The 16435-nt window shown below is 67.3% G+C and carries 15 protein-coding genes; 10 read left to right on the plus strand and 5 right to left on the minus strand.

The features are described from left to right. On the minus strand, positions 1 to 1203 hold the full coding sequence (locus tag U5A58_RS28560; protein WP_321963919.1) for an ammonium transporter: 1203 nt from the start codon (positions 1201 to 1203) through the stop codon (positions 1 to 3). A gap of 429 nt (positions 1204 to 1632) precedes the next feature. Here U5A58_RS28560 and U5A58_RS28565 point away from each other — a divergent pair, with 429 nt between their 5' ends. Continuing rightward, on the plus strand, positions 1633 to 3414 hold the full coding sequence (locus tag U5A58_RS28565) for a sensor histidine kinase (RefSeq protein ID WP_321963920.1): 1782 nt from the start codon (positions 1633 to 1635) through the stop codon (positions 3412 to 3414). A 24-nt stretch (positions 3415 to 3438) separates the two neighbouring features. Here U5A58_RS28565 and U5A58_RS28570 read toward each other — a convergent pair whose 3' ends face one another. Both U5A58_RS28570 and U5A58_RS28575 read right to left on the minus strand, forming a co-directional pair. Continuing rightward, positions 3439 to 3768 carry a hypothetical protein gene (locus U5A58_RS28570; protein ID WP_321963921.1) on the minus strand — a complete coding sequence of 110 codons (330 nt, stop codon included), beginning with the start codon at positions 3766 to 3768 and terminating at the stop codon, positions 3439 to 3441. A 167-nt stretch (positions 3769 to 3935) separates the two neighbouring features. Then, positions 3936 to 4517: a DJ-1/PfpI family protein gene (locus U5A58_RS28575; protein WP_321914202.1), complete on the minus strand. Its 582-nt coding sequence runs from the start codon at positions 4515 to 4517 to the stop codon at positions 3936 to 3938. Between the two features lie 59 nt (positions 4518 to 4576). Between U5A58_RS28575 and U5A58_RS28580 the strand changes: the two genes are divergently transcribed. The 5 genes from U5A58_RS28580 (at position 4577) to U5A58_RS28600 (ending at position 9593) form a co-directional block, all read left to right on the plus strand. Next, positions 4577 to 5113, plus strand: coding sequence for a GNAT family N-acetyltransferase (locus U5A58_RS28580; RefSeq protein ID WP_321963922.1), 537 nt, complete (start codon positions 4577 to 4579; stop codon positions 5111 to 5113). After that, a complete protein-coding gene (locus U5A58_RS28585; RefSeq protein ID WP_321914204.1) occupies positions 5110 to 5586 on the plus strand; it encodes a hypothetical protein in 477 nt (158 codons plus the stop codon). Before U5A58_RS28580 ends, U5A58_RS28585 begins: the two co-directional genes overlap by 4 nt. Before the next feature lie 138 nt (positions 5587 to 5724). Further along, positions 5725 to 6180 (plus strand): Rrf2 family transcriptional regulator, encoded by a 456-nt coding sequence (locus tag U5A58_RS28590; RefSeq protein ID WP_321928350.1) that lies wholly within the window; start codon positions 5725 to 5727, stop codon positions 6178 to 6180. 115 nt (positions 6181 to 6295) lie between these two features. After that, entirely contained in the window at positions 6296 to 6940 is a 645-nt protein-coding gene (locus tag U5A58_RS28595) for an NAD(P)-dependent oxidoreductase (RefSeq protein WP_321963923.1), read from the plus strand. A 118-nt stretch (positions 6941 to 7058) separates the two neighbouring features. Beyond that, positions 7059 to 9593: a mechanosensitive ion channel family protein gene (locus U5A58_RS28600; protein WP_415774306.1), complete on the plus strand. Its 2535-nt coding sequence runs from the start codon at positions 7059 to 7061 to the stop codon at positions 9591 to 9593. Positions 9594 to 9616: 23 nt separating this feature from the next. Here the strand turns inward: U5A58_RS28600 and U5A58_RS28605 are convergent, their stop codons facing one another. Continuing rightward, positions 9617 to 10870, minus strand: coding sequence for a CoA transferase (locus tag U5A58_RS28605; RefSeq protein ID WP_321963924.1), 1254 nt, complete (start codon positions 10868 to 10870; stop codon positions 9617 to 9619). Positions 10871 to 11161: 291 nt separating this feature from the next. Between U5A58_RS28605 and U5A58_RS28610 the strand changes: the two genes are divergently transcribed. The 4 genes from U5A58_RS28610 to U5A58_RS28625 are packed head-to-tail and all read left to right on the plus strand — an operon-like array spanning position 11162 to position 15772. Next, positions 11162 to 12001, plus strand: coding sequence for an IclR family transcriptional regulator (locus U5A58_RS28610; RefSeq protein WP_321964015.1), 840 nt, complete (start codon positions 11162 to 11164; stop codon positions 11999 to 12001). A 44-nt stretch (positions 12002 to 12045) separates the two neighbouring features. Beyond that, the gene (locus U5A58_RS28615) at positions 12046 to 13236 is read left to right on the plus strand and encodes an acyl-CoA dehydrogenase family protein (RefSeq protein ID WP_321963925.1); all 1191 of its coding nucleotides are present in this window, start codon (positions 12046 to 12048) and stop codon (positions 13234 to 13236) included. A gap of 33 nt (positions 13237 to 13269) precedes the next feature. After that, entirely contained in the window at positions 13270 to 14367 is a 1098-nt protein-coding gene (locus U5A58_RS28620; RefSeq protein WP_321963926.1) for a nitronate monooxygenase, read from the plus strand. A gap of 40 nt (positions 14368 to 14407) precedes the next feature. Then, a complete protein-coding gene (locus U5A58_RS28625; protein ID WP_321963927.1) occupies positions 14408 to 15772 on the plus strand; it encodes an MFS transporter in 1365 nt (454 codons plus the stop codon). On the opposite strand, the gene U5A58_RS28630 is transcribed toward U5A58_RS28625, so the two are convergent. Further along, positions 15769 to 16377, minus strand: a complete 609-nt coding sequence (locus U5A58_RS28630) for a cysteine dioxygenase family protein (RefSeq protein ID WP_321963928.1) — start codon at positions 16375 to 16377, stop codon at positions 15769 to 15771. The genes U5A58_RS28625 and U5A58_RS28630 overlap by 4 nt on opposite strands. Positions 16378 to 16435: the final 58 nt, after the last annotated feature.

Consider the following 16435-nt stretch of genomic DNA (forward strand, 5'->3'; position numbering starts at 1 on the left):
TCAGGAAACCGTTTCGCGCTCCGGCGTGGCCGTGATCTTGTGGATCGACAGGTCGGTGCCGTTGAATTCCTCTTCGCGATCGATGCGCAGCCCAACGAGCTTGCGAAGCAGCCCGTACACCACGAGGCCGCCGAGGAAGGCGATCACGATGCCCGCAATCGTGCCGACGATCTGCGCACCGAGCGAGACGCCGCCGAGCCCGCCCAGCCAGCGCTGGCCGAAAATGCCCGCGGCGATGCCGCCCCACGCGCCGCACAGGCCGTGCAGCGGCCACACGCCGAGCACGTCGTCGATGCGCCAGCGGTTCTGCACGCAGGTGAACATATAGACGAACAGGGCGCCCGCCACCGCGCCCGTCACGAGCGCGCCGAGCGGATGCACGACGTCCGAGCCCGCACACACGGCCACGAGCCCCGCGAGCGGCCCGTTGTAGGTGAAGCCCGGATCGTTGCGGCCCGCGAACCAGGCTGCGAGCGTGCCGCCCACCATCGCCATGAGCGAGTTGACGGCGACGAGACCGCTGATCTTGTCGATGGTCTGCGCGCTCATCACGTTAAAGCCGAACCAGCCCACCGCGAGCACCCACGCGCCGAGCGCGAGAAACGGAATGTTCGAGGGCGGGTGCGCGGCGATGCGGCCGTCGCGCGTATAGCGGCCGTGGCGCGGCCCGAGCAGCAGCACGGCCGGCAGCGCGATCCAGCCGCCGAACGCGTGGACGACCACGGAGCCCGCGAAGTCATGGAACGGCACGCCGAACACGTGCGTCATCGCATCTTCGAAACCGAGGCGGTTGTTCCACACCATGCCCTCGAAAAACGGGTAGATGAAGCCGACGATCACGAAGGTCGCGAACAGTTGCGGATTGAACTTCGAGCGCTCCGCTATGCCGCCCGACACGATGGCCGGAATCGCCGCCGCGAAGGTGAGCAGGAAGAAGAAGCGCACGAGTGCATAGCCGTTGTGCTCGGCGAGCACGTCGGCGTGCGAGAAGAACTGCACGCCGTAGGCGAGCGTATAGCCGATGAAGAAGTAGGCGATCGTCGAAATCGAGAAATCGACGAGGATTTTGACGAGCGCATTGACCTGATTCTTCTTGCGCACGGTGCCGAGTTCGAGAAACGCGAACCCTGCGTGCATGGCGAGCACCATGGCGGCGCCTAGCAGCAGAAATAGCGTGTCGGTGCCGGTCTTGAGATTGTCCATCTGACGTACCCAGTTTGCCCAAAATGGGCGCATACACAGCAAGATGCGGGCCAGCTTCAGCGCCAAACTGGTGAATTCGCGGTCGCAACGGGCGTCAAGCCGGTGCGGCCGTGCACCGATGCGGGAAAAATATGCACGCCGGGGGCATTGAACCAGGTGCTGGAATTCAGGGCACATACCGCTTGTTTCGCACAATCTCAGGGCCTGCGCGCAAAGGTGGGGAAAGTGCGCGCCAGAATAGGGCGATTCATTCGATTTTCCTTTCCATATCAATAAATTGTCGGCAAATCGAAATCATCTGGCGTTTTCGTGGCCGGGCAAACTTCGGCGCTCTTGGGACTCACTTGGGACGCACATAGGGCGCAAACGCCGACATAATGGCCGGATTGCCACCCCTCGCACGTCCGGTCGCCCGGTACCCGCCACGCAATGCGCCTCACGACCAAAGGGCTTCTGCTGATCGCGATTCCCGCCGTATTCGAGCTGAGCTTGCTGTCGGCCATCGTGAAGGCCGAGGCCGACGCCGCCGCCGCGGAGCGCTGGGGTCAGCACAGCCAGTCCGTGCTGGCGCAGGCTTCGCGTGTGCTCGAACCGGTGCTGGTCGAGTCGGTCAAGCTGCGCGGCGCCGTGGCGGCCAACGACACGAATTACGCGACCCCCGTTTCGATGTGGATGGAGGTGGACCGCCGCATCGACCGGCTCGTCGATCTCGTCTCCGATAATCCCACGCAGGTCGAGCGCGCCGTGCAGATTCGCCATGCCGTGCAGAACTATCGCCAATGGTCGGACCGCGTGCAGGACCTCCTGCGCTCGGGCCGCCGTGCCGACCTCGCGGAGCGCTTTCGCGCGCTCATGGCTGCCGACGTGCTCGACCGCGTGCGCACGCAGATCGTCTCGTTCCAGACCGAGGAACGCCGCCTCGACGTGTTTCGGGTCTCCGCCGCCGAAGCGGCGCGCGCCCAGCAGCAGACGCTCGTGTTGACGGCCGTGCTCGGCTCGATCGTGCTGGTCGCACTTGCCGTCTGGCTCTTTACGCGCGGGGTGCGCGGGCGGCTCGATGCGCTTTCCGACAACGCGAACCGGCTGGCCGCAAACGAGCCGCTTGCCCCGCTCACGGCGGGCAGCGACGAAATCGCCGAGCTCGACCTCACGTTGCACCAGATCAGCCAGCGCCTGATCGAAGCCGAGCGGCTGCGCCTCGGTTTTCAGGCCGACCTTGCGCGGCGCGCGGACCAGCTTGCGCGCATCAACGAAAACCTGCGCCAGCAGACTCAGGAAAACGAGATGTTCATCCACGGCGTGTCGCACGATCTGCGCGCGCCGCTCGTGAACCTGCAGGGCTTCTCGCGCGAACTCAATCATGCGTGCGACGACCTGCGCAAGCGCATCGCGAAGTCGTCGCTCGCACCGCAGGCACGCGCGCGCATCGAGCGGACCATCGACGAGGACATCGGCGAGGCGTTGCGCTATCTGCAAACGGCCGTGCTGCGCGCGTCGCACATCATCGACGCGCTGCTGCGGCTCGCCCGCGTGGGACGCGTGGAATACCGCCGGCAGCGCGTGAGCGTGCAGGAGCTGGTGCAGCGCGTGGTCGATGCGATGCACGCCTCGATCCGCGCGCGCGGCGCGCAGGTGAGCGTGCAGACACTGCCCGATGTCTGGGGTGACCCTACGGCGCTGGAGCAGGTGTTCGCAAACCTGATCGGCAATGCGCTCAACTATCTCGATCCGGCGCGCGACGGGCGCGTCGAGATCGGCACCGCGCATGCGCCGCCGGGCGTCGAGTCACTGCAGATTTTCTATGTGCGCGACAACGGACTCGGTATTCCCGAGGTGGGCTTGCCGCGGCTCTTTCAGGCGTTCCAGCGCATGCACGGCAATGTTGCGCCGGGCGAGGGCATTGGGCTTGCGCTCGTGCGCCGCGTGGTGGAGCGGCATGGCGGGCGCGTGTGGGTGGAGTCGACGGAAGGCGAGGGTACGACGTTTTATCTGACGCTGCCCGACGCGCTTGCCGTCGCGCCGCCACTGCCCGGCGACGCGGAACAGATCATCAGCGCACTCGAGCGCGCCGAGCGTTCGGAAGGGGCGCTGGGTGGCGTTGGAGGCTATGGCGCGAGCGATAACGCGGGTGGGGCTAATGCGAAAGGTGGCATTCGAAACGAATTGCGCACGGCGCCGGGAGCAGCGTTGCGACCGCCCGCAGGCGCTTAGATACCGTAGGCGCTTGCTATGCGCTCAGCACGTGCCGAAGATGCGGCGTGGCTTGAGCAGGCGGCTCGCGCGAAACGACCAGAGGGAACCCACGGCCGCGAGCGCCAGCGCCGCGGCCAGCATCGTGTGAGGACTGACGACGATGCCGAACGGCACGCTGAGCGGCAAGACGAAGCTGCGGTCGAGCATGAGCAGCGCGGCCCACAGCGCAAACGCCCCCTGCAGGAGCAGACGGGTGCCGTGCACGTGGCGCGCCCGGTCGGTCAAGCTGCCTTTGCGGCCGCCGTGCCTGCAAAAAAAGAGGATCGCCGCCAGGGCGATCGCGAGTATCACTAGCCAGTCCGTCAGATCCACGACACGCACTCCGTACTCCAGAATAACTGGCGGTTATTCTGGCCAGCGGCACGGTGCGGTGAAATCAGACCAGTCTGAATTGGCGGTCGGCGCGCGCCGCGCCTCGTGAAAGGCGGGCGCGACGCGCGAGCGGATCAGCGCTCGGTCAAAGCTCGATCAAGGCTCGATCAAGGCTCGATGCGCGTACCGAGGAGCGCGAGGAACTGGCGCAGCCATTCGGGATGGGCGGGCCAAGCCGGCGCGGTGACAAAGGGGGCGTCCGTCACCGCGCTGTCGATGGCGATCTCGGCATACTCGCCGCCCGCGAGCCGCACCTCGGGCGCGCAGGCCGGGTAAGCGGAAATGCGCTTGCCGCGGATCACCTCGGCCGCGGCGAGCAGCTGGGCCGCATGGCAGATCGCCGCGATCGGCTTGTTCGAGTGGGCGAAGTGACGCACCATCTCGATGACCTTCGGGTCGAGGCGCAGGTATTCGGGTGCACGCCCCCCAGCGATGGCGAGGGCGTCGTAGCTGGCGGCGTCGATTTCGTCGAAGGTCGCGTTGAGCGCGAACTGGTGCCCCGGCTTTTCGGTATAGGTCTGGTCACCCTCGAAATCGTGGATCGCGGTCTTGATGCGCTCGCCGGCCTTCTTGCCTGGGCACACGGCGTCGACGCGGTGCCCGACGGCCTGCAGCGCCTGAAACGGCACCATCGTTTCATAGTCTTCGGCAAAATCGCCGGTGAGGAACAGGATCTTCTTGACGGCCATCGTTTGTCTCCAGAGGTGGACGGTGGAACAGATCGTGCGCGAGGGCAGTCTACTCCATCATGTTTGACGATTTCACAAAGCATGGCGATGCGCGGCACCTTCAGCCATCCATCGACTGGCGGCGCTACGCGCCGGGCCGCGACGCGCCCGCGCTCGCCGCGCTGTTTCGCGCGTCCGTGACCACGCTTGCGGCCACGCGCTACGACGCGGCGCAGCGCGTGGCGTGGGCCGCGACGGCGGACGACCTTGCGGACTTCGACGCGCGCCTCGCGCGCGGCGTAACGCTGGTGGCGCAGTGTGACTCAGCGGCTGTTGCGTTCGGGCAGCTCTTTCCGCTCGATCATGTCGAGATGCTCTACGTCGCGCCGGCGTGGTCGCGCCGCGGGCTCGCGACGGCGTTGCTGGCGCGGCTCGAGGCGCTCGCGCGCGAGGCGCGCTCGACGGTGTTGAGCGCCGACGCGAGCGCGGTGTCGCGGCCTGTTTTCGAGCGCGCAGGTTTTTCGTTGATTTCGTCAGAATCGGTGTGGCGCGACGGCGTATCATTGCCGCGTTTTCATCTATGCAAGCCGCTTCATGCGGCGAATTTTTCAGGATGACCATGTTTTCGAAGGTTTCGACGCAAAGGCTGACGCTTGCCTCCCTGCTCGTGTGCGCGGCGCTCGCCGCGGGCTGTAACAAGCAGGACGCTTCCACGCCCGATCTGAGCAAGCAGTCCGCCGACGCCGCGAAGCAGGCCGCGCAGGACGCCGCGAACCAGGCTGCGCAGCAGGCGGCGCAAGCGCTCGGCAAGGCTGCGAGCTACGTGAACCAGCAACTCGGTGCGGCGCAGCAGAAGCTCGACTCGGCGGCGTCGCAAGGTCAGCAGGCGAGCGCATCCACGGCCGAGCTGGCTTCCGCGGCGCAGGGCCAGTTGCGCGGCGCGGCTAGCACGGCGCAAGCCTTGCTCGGGCAGGCCGCCGCGACCACCGGCACCGGCTTGACGAATGCGGGGCACTCGTTGCAACGCTGGGCGAGCAACGCCGCCGAGGCCGCATCGGCGCCGGGGCAGGCATCGGATGCCGCGAAGTAAGGCCGCAGCCCTGCACGCTGCGGCTGTCCGGTTGACGCTACGGATTAATGTAATTATGATGGTTACACTTTTTGGTGCGCGTGGTCCGCTACCGGGCTTAGATGCGTTCGCGCGCCGCTCAGCAGTGGCAGGTTCGCCGTGAATACGAGTAGCCGTTTCGCCTTCGCCGTGCATGTGCTCGCGCTGCTTGCGCAGCAAGAGGGCGTGCCGTTGTCGTCGGAAATCATTGCGGGCAGCGTGAACACGAATCCCGCGCTCATTCGCAGGCTCCTGTCGATGCTTGCCAGCGCGGGCCTCACGGCGTCGCAACTGGGCGCGGGCGGTGGCGCGCTGCTCGCACGCGAGCCGCAGGCGATCACGCTGCTCGACGTCTACCATGCGGTCGACGACGCGCAGTTGTTCGCCATGCACCGCGAGGAGCCGAACCCGGCTTGCCTTGTCGGGCGCCATATTCAGCAGACGTTGCGCGGCGTGATCGACGACGCACAACGGGCCATGGAGGCGTCGCTCGCCACCCGCACGCTGGCGGACGTCGTCGACGATATGACGCGCAGCGAGCGCAAGCTCGAACGCGCGCGGGCACGGCGGGCATGAGCGGGCTTTAGCGCGTGGCGCGCTGCCAGATTCACCAGCGGGGCATTGCCCCGTTTTTTCACCCCTTAAATGTAACTTTGTTAGTTACATAAATACGGAAAACAGGAGTCAGTTCATGAGCAAGACGCTGAAAATCGCCCTCTTTGGCGCAACGGGCATGGTCGGTTCGCGCATCGCCGCCGAAGCGGCGCGCCGCGGCCACCAGGTGAGCGCGCTGGTGCGCCAGCCCGAGCGTGTGGCAGCCGCGCCGAACGTTCACGCTGCGAAGGCCGATCTGCTCGACGCGGCGAGCGTCGCCGCGGCCGTGCGCGGCCATGACGTGGTCGCAAGCGCCTACGCGCCGCCCAAAGAGCAGCTCGGCGATCTGCTGCTCGCGAGCCGGGCTCTCGTCGACGGCGTGCGCGCGGCGGGCCTCAAGCGTCTCGTGGTGGTGGGCGGCGCCGGCTCGCTGGAAGTGGCGCCGGGCAAGCAGCTTGTCGATACCGAAGGCTTCCCGGACGCCTACAAGGCGATCGCGCTCGCCCACCGCGAGGCGTTCGACTACTACCGCACGGTGAGCGACATCGACTGGACGTTCTTCGCGCCGGCCGCCATCATCGCCCCCGGCGAGCGCACGGGCACGTTCCGCACGGGCGCCGGCACGCTGATCGCCGATGCGAAGGGTGAAAGCCGGATCTCGGCTGAGGATTACGCAATCGCCTTCGTCGACGAGCTGGAGCAGGGCCGCTTCATTCGTCAGATCGCAACGGTGGCCTACTGAGGCGCGAAGCGGCGCGACCTTCGCGCCGGCAAACTCGCTGACAAACTGTTACGCACGCGCGAGGCGCGGTCAGGCGGAGTGCGGCTAAACTGGAACGTCCTGTTTTTGACCCTCCGCCATGAATCCCTGCATCGGACGCGATGGCGCGGGCGCCGGGCCGTCGCGCGTGCGCTTCGGTGCGGCGGATCGTGCACTACTTTCGCGCGCCGCGTCGACGCGCCCATCCGTGCGCGGTTGCCTTCGCGCGCTGATGCTCCTCGCGTGCCTCGCGGCGTGCCTGGCTATGCCGATGCGGGCCGCCGCCCAGGCGGCTGCGGCGCCTGTGCTGCCCGTGCTCAAGAGCATCATCACCGGCGCGCCGGCCGCGGCCTCGGGCGCGTCGGCAGCCGAAGCGGCTTCGGCGCCTTCGCCGGCAAGCCAGGCCGAGTTCACGCGCTCGCTCGACAGCGTCATCGCCACGCTCGACAACGAGCGCCAGCGCACCGCGCTCCTCAACCAGCTCAAGAAACTACGCAGCGCGTCGGAAAACGTGGCGCCCGCGCCCGCTTCGGGCGCGGCGGCGACCTCGGGGCTGCTGGGCGCGATCGCCTCGGGTCTGGCCTCGGTGGAGGCGGACGCGCGCCGCGGCCGCAGTCCGTTTCACTACTGGGCAGGGCGCTTCAGGGCAGCCGGCATCGAGCTGTATGACATCGCTTCGGGCGGAGCGGGGCAAAGCCTTGGCCGCGTCGTGTTCGATCTGTTCGCCATGCTGGCCGGATGGGGCGCTTGCGCGGCCGTGCTGCGCTGGATCGAGCGGCGCCTGCTTAGGCGCTTCGATGTGGAAACCGGCCTGCGGCCCGATCCGCGCACGATCGATCTGCTGATTTTCGTCGTGCATCGCGCGGCGCCGTGGATCGTGGCGTTCGTCGGCGCGCTCGTGGTCGAGCGCTCGATGCCGGACGCGCTCGGGCGCACGCTCGCCCTCGTGATCGCCTACGCGATCGTCGCGGGCGCGGTGTTCTCGTCGATCTGCCTGATCATGTTTTCGCTGTTTGGCTCGGGGCACCGGCGCGCGGCCGTGCGCGTTCTGATTGCGCGCTCGCGGCGGCTGCTCTTCGCAATCGGCGTGCTGGCCGCACTCGGCGACGCCGCGACCAATTTCGAGGTCGCGCGCCAACTGGGCGTGAACCTGGCCGCGCTCGTGAGCACCGCGGCGAACATGGTGGCCGCGGCGCTGACGGTCGTATTCGCTATCGCTTTCCGGCGCCCGGTCGCGCATCTGATCCGCAACCGCAGCTATACGCTGCGCCACGGACACAAGGCGCTTACCGAAGTCCTGGACGTGCTCGCTTCGCTCTGGCAACTGCCGATGCTGCTGCTCGCGGGCGCTTCGATCGTCGCCACCTTCGGCGGCATCGGCAGCCGCGACGACGTGCTGCAGATCTCCGTAGTCTCCGCGCTCCTGCTCGTGCTCGCCTTCTTCCTCTCGGCCGTCGTGCTGCGCATTACGCGCCCGAACCCGGCGCGCGTGCGGCGGCGCTCGCCGTATCTGCGCCGCCTGCTGCGCTTCGCCGGCACGCTGCTCGTCGTGTTCATCTGGTTCGCGTATTTCGAGTCGTGCGCGCGGCTCTGGGACATCTCGCTTGCCGCCATCATCGAGGCGAGCGTGGCCGCGCGCGGCATCGCGCATGCCATTTTCGCGATCGTGTCGACGGTGTTTCTCTCGTGGCTCGTCTGGATCACGGTCGATACCGCGATTCTCGAAGCGCTCAACCCGACCGGCCCGCGCACCAAGGGCCGCGCGCCCAGCACGCGCGCGCGCACCATGCTGCCGCTCGTGCGCAACGCCGTGCTCGTGACGATTCTCACCATCACCGGCATCGTTACCGCGGCGAATCTCGGCATCAACGTGACGCCGCTGCTCGCCGGTGCGGGTGTGATCGGGCTTGCCATCGGCTTTGGCGCGCAGTCGCTCGTGGCCGATCTCATCACAGGGCTCTTCATCATCATCGAGGAGACGATCTCGGTGGGCGACTGGATCGACATCGACAACGGCCATGCGGGCACGGTCGAGCATCTGTCGATCCGCACCGTGCGGCTGCGCGACGGGCAGGGCGCGATCCACGCCATTCCGTTCTCGCAAATCAAGATCGTGAAGAACCTCTCGCGCGATTTCGCGTTTGCGGTATTCGAAGTGCGCGTGCCGTTCTCGGTCGATCTCGATACGGTCACCCGCATGATTCGCGAGACCGGCGCCGAACTCGTGGCCGACTTCCGCTATCGCCGCGAGATTCTCGGGCCCGTGGAGGTGTGGGGCCTCGACCGCTTCGACCCGAACTGGATGGTCGTGAAAGGCCAGATCAAGACGCGGCCGTTGCAACAGTGGAGCGTGGCGCGTGCGTTCAATGCGCGTCTGAAGCGCCACATGGACGAAGCGGGCATCGAGATGCCGGTGCCGCAGATGCAGGTGCACATGTCCTCCCGCAGCGGCGATGTCGAGGAGCCGCGTGTTGAGCCGCACGACGCGGCGCACGATCATCCGCATGCGCCTGGCGCACGCGCGGTTGGCGGCGCGGCGCGCGACGCCTCGCACGAGCCGCGGCCCGCGCCGCCGCCGACCGCGGGCCCCGAGGGCGCGCCGCCGCAGATTCCCACGGCCGGCGGCCGCGGCTGAGCTTCAGCGCCGCTCGGGCCAACTCAAATCACCTTGGCGCGCCGCAGTTGCGCGAGCGCTTCGGCGCTCAGCCCCAATGCGCCATAGACCGCCTCGTTGTGCTCGCCGAGCGCCGGGCCGCTGCGCGGCACACCGGCAGGCCGGCCCTTCACGCGCGGCACCACGCACGGCGCCGGCACCGAACCGAGATCCGCGTCAGGCAGGCGGATGATCGTCTCGCGCGCAATGAAATGCGGGTCCGCGGCAATGTCGTCGATGGTGTAGATCTTCGTGTGCGGCACGCCTGCTTCGCTCAGACGGTTGGTTAGCAATGCGAAGGGACGTGCCGCGAATGCCTTCTCGAGACGCGCGTCGAGTTCTGCCGCATGCGCAACGCGGTTCACGTTGTCGACGAAACGCGCATCGTCGGGCACGTCGTGAAGCTCTAGCGCCGCGCACAGCCGCCGGAAGATCGGTTGCGACGACGCCACGAGCGAGAACCTCACACCGTCGGCGCTGCGATACATGTTTGAGGGCGCGGTATAGGTCGCGCGGTTGCCATGGTGGCCGCGCACGAGGCCAAGCTGTTCGCGCTCCACGGCGAGCGGCTCCAGCATGCGAAAGAGCGCCTCGGTGGCCGAGAGATCGATTTCCACGCCGTGCGCCGCCGGGTCCGAGCGCATGCGCACCATCTCCGCGGCAATCGAAAAGGCGGCGAAGAGGCCCGCGACCGTGTCGCCCATCGGGAAATTCATGTGCAGCGGCGCGCCGTTCGTTTCGCCGGTCAGTTGCGTGAGGCCGCTCATGGCTTCGAAGATGCGCGCGAAGCCGCCGCGTTGACGGTACGGCCCGGTCTGTCCGAAGCCGGTCAGGCGCAGCACGACCAGGCGTGGATTGGCTGCGTGCAGGGTCTCGAAGTCGAGTCCCCATTCCTCCAGTTTGCCCGCGCGGAAGTTCTCGACGAGGACGTCCGCCTGTGCCGCGAGCCGCAGCAGCAGCGCGCGCCCCTCGGCCTTGCGCACATCGAGCGTGATGCCGCGCTTGCCGCGGTTCGTCACTTTCCAGTAGAGCGAAATATCGTCCTTGACGGGCTGTAGCTTGCGCAGCGCGTCGCTGCCGTCGGGCAGTTCGATTTTCGTGACATCGGCGCCGAGATCGGCGCACAGCGTGGCGCCGAACGGACCGGCCACGACTGTCGAGAGGTCGAGAATGCGCACGCCGGCGAGGGGGCCCTGTTGGCCTTGTGGCGTGCCTTCCGGTGCGCCAGTGGCGGTGGCGAGAGTGCTGTTCGCGAGCATCGTGTCTCCTCGTGCCGAGTGGGAATGGTCTGCCCGCAACACTAGGCGAGAGCGCCGGTTCCGTTCAACTGGCGTACCGCAGAGCGAAACACTATGCTGAATTTCTTGACCCCCGGAAGGCGTTTATCGACCATGAGTTCGTCACATTCCAAACCGTCTCGCCGCCAGACTCCGCCGATGCAATCGCCCACGTCATCCGTCACCGAAAGCCGCGCCGCGCCCCCCAGCAGCGCGCGGCGCCGCGCGAGCCGGCCCGACGCCGCTCACGTGCGTGGCGAGGGCGGCGCGCACATGCCACACGCTGGTGAGCCGCTTTTGCCCGCGCCGCCCGACGCCGAATCGACCGATCGCCAGTTCGCGATCAACCTCGCGCGCGGCCTGCAGGTGCTGCGCGCGTTCACGCCGGCCGAGCCGATGCTTGGCAACCGCGAACTGGCCGACCGCACAGGGCTGCCCAAGGCCACCATCTCGCGGCTCACTTATACGCTGACGCTGCTCGGTTACTTGAACCGCAGCGAAAAGTACCAGCGCTACCGGCTCGGCGCGGGCGTGCTGACACTGGGCTATCCGATGCTCGCCGCCATGCAGATTCGGCAGATCGCGCGGCCATACATGGAAAAGCTCGCGCGCGAAACGCGCTGCTCCGTGAACCTCGGCATGCGCGACCGCCTCAGCGTGGTGTATGTCGATAGCTGCCGCCCGGGCCGCGACAACAGCGCGCAACCCGACATCGGCAGCACGCGGCCGCTCCTGGCCACCTCGATCGGGCGCGCGCTCCTGATCGCCGAAAGCGCGAAGGAGCGCCAGGCTGTGCTGAACCGCCTGCGCCTCGACGACCCCGAACGCTATGCGGCCGACCAGCCGCAGTGGGAAGCCGACCAGGCTGCCTTCGCGTCGCGCGGCTACACGCTGAGCCGCGGCGACTGGATTCGCGATATCCATGCGATCGCTGTGCCGGTGCGCCAGCCGCCCGACGACGAACGCATCGCGCTCAATTGCACGATCGTGAACCGCCGTCTCGCCGACGACTGGATCGAGCGCACGGTCGCGCCACTGCTGCTTGAGGCGGCGCTGCGCATCGAGCGAGCGTGCGGCGTGACGGACGCGAGCGCGGCGGCGGGAGCGCCCTGATACCGAACCGCTAACGAACTCAACTCAAACTGGATGGAGACACGATGATTCGCGACGCCGCACGCCTGAACCGCCTGCTCACGCAGCTTTATGGCTTCGTGCAGGAAGAGTGCATTCCGCTCGAGGCGCAGATAGACCGTACCGACGTACTGCCCGAAGCGCTCGTCGCGCGCATGCGCGAACTGGGTCTTTTTGGCCATAGCATTCCCGAGGCATACGGCGGCGCGGGCCTCACGACGGAAGAACTCGCGTGCGTGAACATGGTGGTTTCCCAGGCCGCGCCGACCTTCCGCGCGCGCTTCGGTGGCAATACCGGCATTGGTTCCGAGGCGCTCATCGCGGACGGCACCGTAGAGCAGAAGCGGCACTACCTGCCGCGCCTCGCGAGCGGCGAGATCACGGGCTGTTTCGCGCTGACCGAGCCCGACGCGGGCTCCGACGCCACCGCGCTCACCACCACGGCGCGCCGCGACGGCGACGACTACGTGCTCGATGGCAGCAAGCGCTACATCACGAATGCCCCGATCGCCGATCTGTTCACCGTGTTCGCACGCACGAATCCGGACGATCCCGGAGCAGGCGGAATATCGGCATTCCTGATCGAACGCGGTACGCCAGGGCTGACGACCTCCGAGGGCTATCGGATGATGGGGCAGCGGGGTTCTCCGGTGGGCGAAGTGCATTTGCAGAACTGCCGCGTGAGTGCATCGGCGGTGCTTGGCGGCGAGCCCGGGCGCGGCTTCAAGAGCGCAATGAAGGCGCTCAACAAGCAGCGCATCAACCTGGCGGGGCTGTGCGTGGGGCCGGCGATCCGCCTGCTCGATGAGATGCTTGCGCATGCGAAGGCGCGCGAACAGTTCGGCAAGCCGATCGCCGAATTCCAGCTGGTGCAGCAACTCATCGCGCAAAGCAACACCGATATTCACGCGGCGCGCGCACTCGTGCTTCAGACGGCCCGCGCACGGGACCGTGGCGAGGACGTGACGATGGCGGCTTCCATGTGCAAGCTGTTTGCATCGGAGATGTGCGGACGTGTGGCCGATCGTGCGGTGCAGGTTTATGGTGGCGCGGGTTACATCGCCGAAAACCCCGTCGAGCGTCTCTACCGCGATGTGCGCCTGTTCCGGCTCTACGAGGGCACGTCACAAATCCACGAGATCAACATCGCGAAGCAGACGCTGCGCGCGCCGCTGCACGACGTGCGCCATCACCAGCTGCATCAGAGCGCCGAATAAGCGCGGCGCAACGAGCCCCACGGGAGACGCCTTATGGTCCGACTCGGTCCCACTGCCATTTGCCGCGCACTCGGCGCGCGCTATCCGGTCTTCGGTTTCTCGCATTCGCCCGACGTGATCGTCGCGCTCGCCGAAGCCGGCGGCTTTGGCGTGCTCGGTCTCGCGCGCGAGATGCCGGACGACATTGCGCCGATCATCGCCCAGGTCGAGCGAAGACTCGCAGGCAAGCCGTACGGCATCGACCTGATGCTGCCCGCCGGTGTGCCTGAACATGCCGATATCGGTAACGTGCGCGCTGCGCTGCCACCTGCGCACATCGAATTCGTCGCGGCATTGCGCAAGCGCTTCGGGCTCGACGCCCCCACACGGCCGAGCTTCTTCACGACGCAGGTGCGCAGCGAGGCGCTTTTCAACGCGCAGATCGAAGCCGTGCTCGCTTCGAAGGCGTGCGCCGTGGCGACGGCAATCGGCATCCGGCCCGAACTGATCTCCCGCGCGAAAGCCGCGGGCAAGTACACGATCTCGCTCGTCGGCTCGCCGCGCCATGCGCAGAAGGCGCTCGCGCTCGGTGTCGATGCGCTCGTCGCGCAGGGCGCGGACGCGGGCGGTCACACCGGCCCGATCGGCACCTTCTCGCTCGTGCCGCAAATCGTCGCCGTGGCGGCGGGGCGGCCCGTGCTCGCCGCAGGCGGCATCGGCACCGGCGCGCAGGTGGCGGCCTCGCTCGCAATGGGCGCGCAAGGGGCGTGGCTCGGCACGCTGTGGCTCGCCGCGAGAGAGAACCACACGCCGCCCGCGCTGCTGCAACGTCTCATCGAAGCGAGGAGCGACGACACGCTCGTCACGCGCGCGCACAGCGGCAAGCCGTGCCGCGTCGTGCGCAGCGCCTGGATCGACGCGTGGCAGGCGAGCGACGCGCCCGCGCCGCTGCCCATGCCGCAGCAGCAGGCGCTCACGGGCGGCGACTTCAGCGCGATGCACGAGTACGACCGCGCGGATCTGATCTACGAGGCGGCGGGACAAAGCGTCTTTGCAATCGATGCGCCCACAACGGTCGCCGCGCAAATGTCGACGCTGATCGCGGATGCAAACGCGGCGCTTGCGGCGCTAGAAGCGGCGATGGCCGATTGAAGCAACAGTGTTCATATAAAAAGATGGCACGGAGACGACAATGAATGCAAAGGCATCAGGCGGATCGATACGCGCGTGGCTGATCGTCGCCATGCTGTTCCTGTTCATGGTGATCAATTTCGCCGACAAAGCGGTGTTTGGCCTGGCGGCCGTACCGATGATGCGCGACCTGAATCTCAGTCCGCGCGAATTCGGGCTGGTCGGCAGCAGTTTTTTCCTGCTGTTCTCGCTCTCGGGCATCGGCTTCGGGTTCGTCGCGAACCGCGTGCAGAGCAAATGGCTGCTCGCGCTGCTGGCGGTGGTGTGGAGCGCGGTCCAGTTTCCGCTCGTGACCGCGAGCGTGACGCTGCCTATGCTGATTGCCTCGCGCGTGCTGCTCGGTGTTGGCGAGGGCCCGGCGTTTCCGCTCGCGCAGCACGCCTGCTACAAGTGGTTCGACAATGCGCACCGCAATGTGCCTAACACCATCGTGCAGCAGGGCGCGAGCGCGGGCCTCATGCTCGCGGGGCCGATCCTTTCGTATCTCATCGTGCGCTACGACTGGCACATGGCGTTCTTCGCGCTGGGGATCGTCGGCCTGGTGTGGACGGCGCTGTGGCTCGTGATCGGGCGCGACGGCCCGGTGGGCGTGGCGAGCCATGCAGCGGGCGTGGCGCACGATGGCGCGGGCGAAACGATCGCCTATCGCCATCTGCTGCTGAACCGCACGTTCATGGGCGTGCTCTTCATTTACTTCGTCGAGTACGCCGTCATTTCGCTCGCGTTCACGTGGTTTCCGGTTTATCTGCGGCTGGGTCTGGGCTACGCGCCCATCGTGACGGGGTGGCTCTTTTCCGGCATCGTCGGCTCGTTCATTCCCGTGACGCTGCTGCTCGCGTGGGTCTCGCAGCGGCTCATTCGCAAGGGTGTCAGTTCGCGTTTCGCGCGCGGCGCGATGGTGAGCGGCTTCGCCATGCTCGGCGGCGTGCTGTTCCTCGCGACATCGAGCGGCCTGAGTCCCGCGCTCAAGGTGGCCTGCCTCGCGATAGGCGGCGCGCTGAGCCAGCTCGTCTTTTCGTTCGGACCGCTGATGATCAGCGATATCGTCTCGGTCAGGCAACGCGGCGCGCTGCTCGGCATCAACAGCTCGATCGGCACGCTCGCCGGCCTGATCGCGCCGGCGCTGATGGGCGGCATCGTGCAGGCCAATCATGGCAATCCGGCGCTCGGCTACGAGCACGGCTTTATCGTGGTGGGTGCGCTGCTGCTCGCGAGCGGCGCGCTCGGTCTCGTACTGCTGAACCCGGAACAATCGCGCCAGCGCATTTTCGAAGCGGCCCGGCGCGATGCGGCGCAGTCCCCGGTCAACGAGGGCGCGCAGCCGCGCACGATGGCGCCCTCGATGGATATGGGGCGCTCGCCTTAACGCGCGAGCGCGGTTTCACACGCGAGCGGCAGCACGTCGTTGACCTGCGTGGCGATATGCTCGGCCGCGACGCCGTAGACATGCAGCGAAACGGCCTGTGCAGCGCTGCCGTTGGACAGCCGGTGGATGCTGGTGCGTCCGCGCCCGCCGAACGAGACCGCTCCACTTGCGCGCGGATGCGAGCGAACCACGTCGGCGCCCTGGCGCACATCGTCCCACTTGTAGAGGGTTTCGGTCAGCGTGCCGTCGAGCACGGCGTAGCCGCACCAGGTGTGATGCGCGTGGATCGGGCTTGCCTGGCCCGGCTGCCAGACGAGCGCCGCCACCGTGTAGCGGCCACGGCTGTCCGTTGCGATGAGATGACGCCGGTACTTGTCGGCGCTGCCTTCGCGCTGCGCGCTCGTGACGAGCGCCGGGTCGGCGAGCGCAAGCGTGAGCGCCGCGCGCATGCCGAGCGCGAAGCGCGCGCAGCGCGACGGGTCGGCGGGCGTGGCGCAGGCGTCGAAGGCCGCGTCGAGCGCGGCGGTGAAGCGCGCGACGGCCGCGGCGTGCTGCTCCGCGGTGTGGAAGGCGCTCAGCAGGGCGAATTCGGCAGGGGCGTTCATGGCGTGTTTTTCCTCCGTTTCCTATAGGAAGATTTATAGCCGGTCGCGCCTAGAAAGA

It is taken from the genome of Paraburkholderia sp. J7, assembly GCF_905220155.1.
GTDB lineage: Bacteria > Pseudomonadota > Gammaproteobacteria > Burkholderiales > Burkholderiaceae > Paraburkholderia.

What these genes read in the sequence shown, in the direction of transcription:
- U5A58_RS28575 (WP_321914202.1), bottom strand. Translation starts at nt 4,517, where the DNA reads ATGGCCGTCAAGAAGATCCTGTTCCTCACCGGCGATTTTGCCGAAGAC.
- U5A58_RS28560 (WP_321963919.1), bottom strand. Translation starts at nt 1,203, where the DNA reads ATGGACAATCTCAAGACCGGCACCGACACGCTATTTCTGCTGCTAGGC.
- U5A58_RS28630 (WP_321963928.1), bottom strand. Translation starts at nt 16,377, where the DNA reads ATGAACGCCCCTGCCGAATTCGCCCTGCTGAGCGCCTTCCACACCGCG.
- U5A58_RS28600 (WP_415774306.1), top strand. Translation starts at nt 7,059, where the DNA reads ATGAATCCCTGCATCGGACGCGATGGCGCGGGCGCCGGGCCGTCGCGC.
- U5A58_RS28605 (WP_321963924.1), bottom strand. Translation starts at nt 10,870, where the DNA reads ATGCTCGCGAACAGCACTCTCGCCACCGCCACTGGCGCACCGGAAGGC.
- U5A58_RS28610 (WP_321964015.1), top strand. Translation starts at nt 11,162, where the DNA reads ATGCCACACGCTGGTGAGCCGCTTTTGCCCGCGCCGCCCGACGCCGAA.
- U5A58_RS28620 (WP_321963926.1), top strand. Translation starts at nt 13,270, where the DNA reads ATGGTCCGACTCGGTCCCACTGCCATTTGCCGCGCACTCGGCGCGCGC.
- U5A58_RS28595 (WP_321963923.1), top strand. Translation starts at nt 6,296, where the DNA reads ATGAGCAAGACGCTGAAAATCGCCCTCTTTGGCGCAACGGGCATGGTC.
- U5A58_RS28580 (WP_321963922.1), top strand. Translation starts at nt 4,577, where the DNA reads ATGTTTGACGATTTCACAAAGCATGGCGATGCGCGGCACCTTCAGCCA.
- U5A58_RS28625 (WP_321963927.1), top strand. Translation starts at nt 14,408, where the DNA reads ATGAATGCAAAGGCATCAGGCGGATCGATACGCGCGTGGCTGATCGTC.
- U5A58_RS28565 (WP_321963920.1), top strand. Translation starts at nt 1,633, where the DNA reads ATGCGCCTCACGACCAAAGGGCTTCTGCTGATCGCGATTCCCGCCGTA.
- U5A58_RS28615 (WP_321963925.1), top strand. Translation starts at nt 12,046, where the DNA reads ATGATTCGCGACGCCGCACGCCTGAACCGCCTGCTCACGCAGCTTTAT.
- U5A58_RS28585 (WP_321914204.1), top strand. Translation starts at nt 5,110, where the DNA reads ATGACCATGTTTTCGAAGGTTTCGACGCAAAGGCTGACGCTTGCCTCC.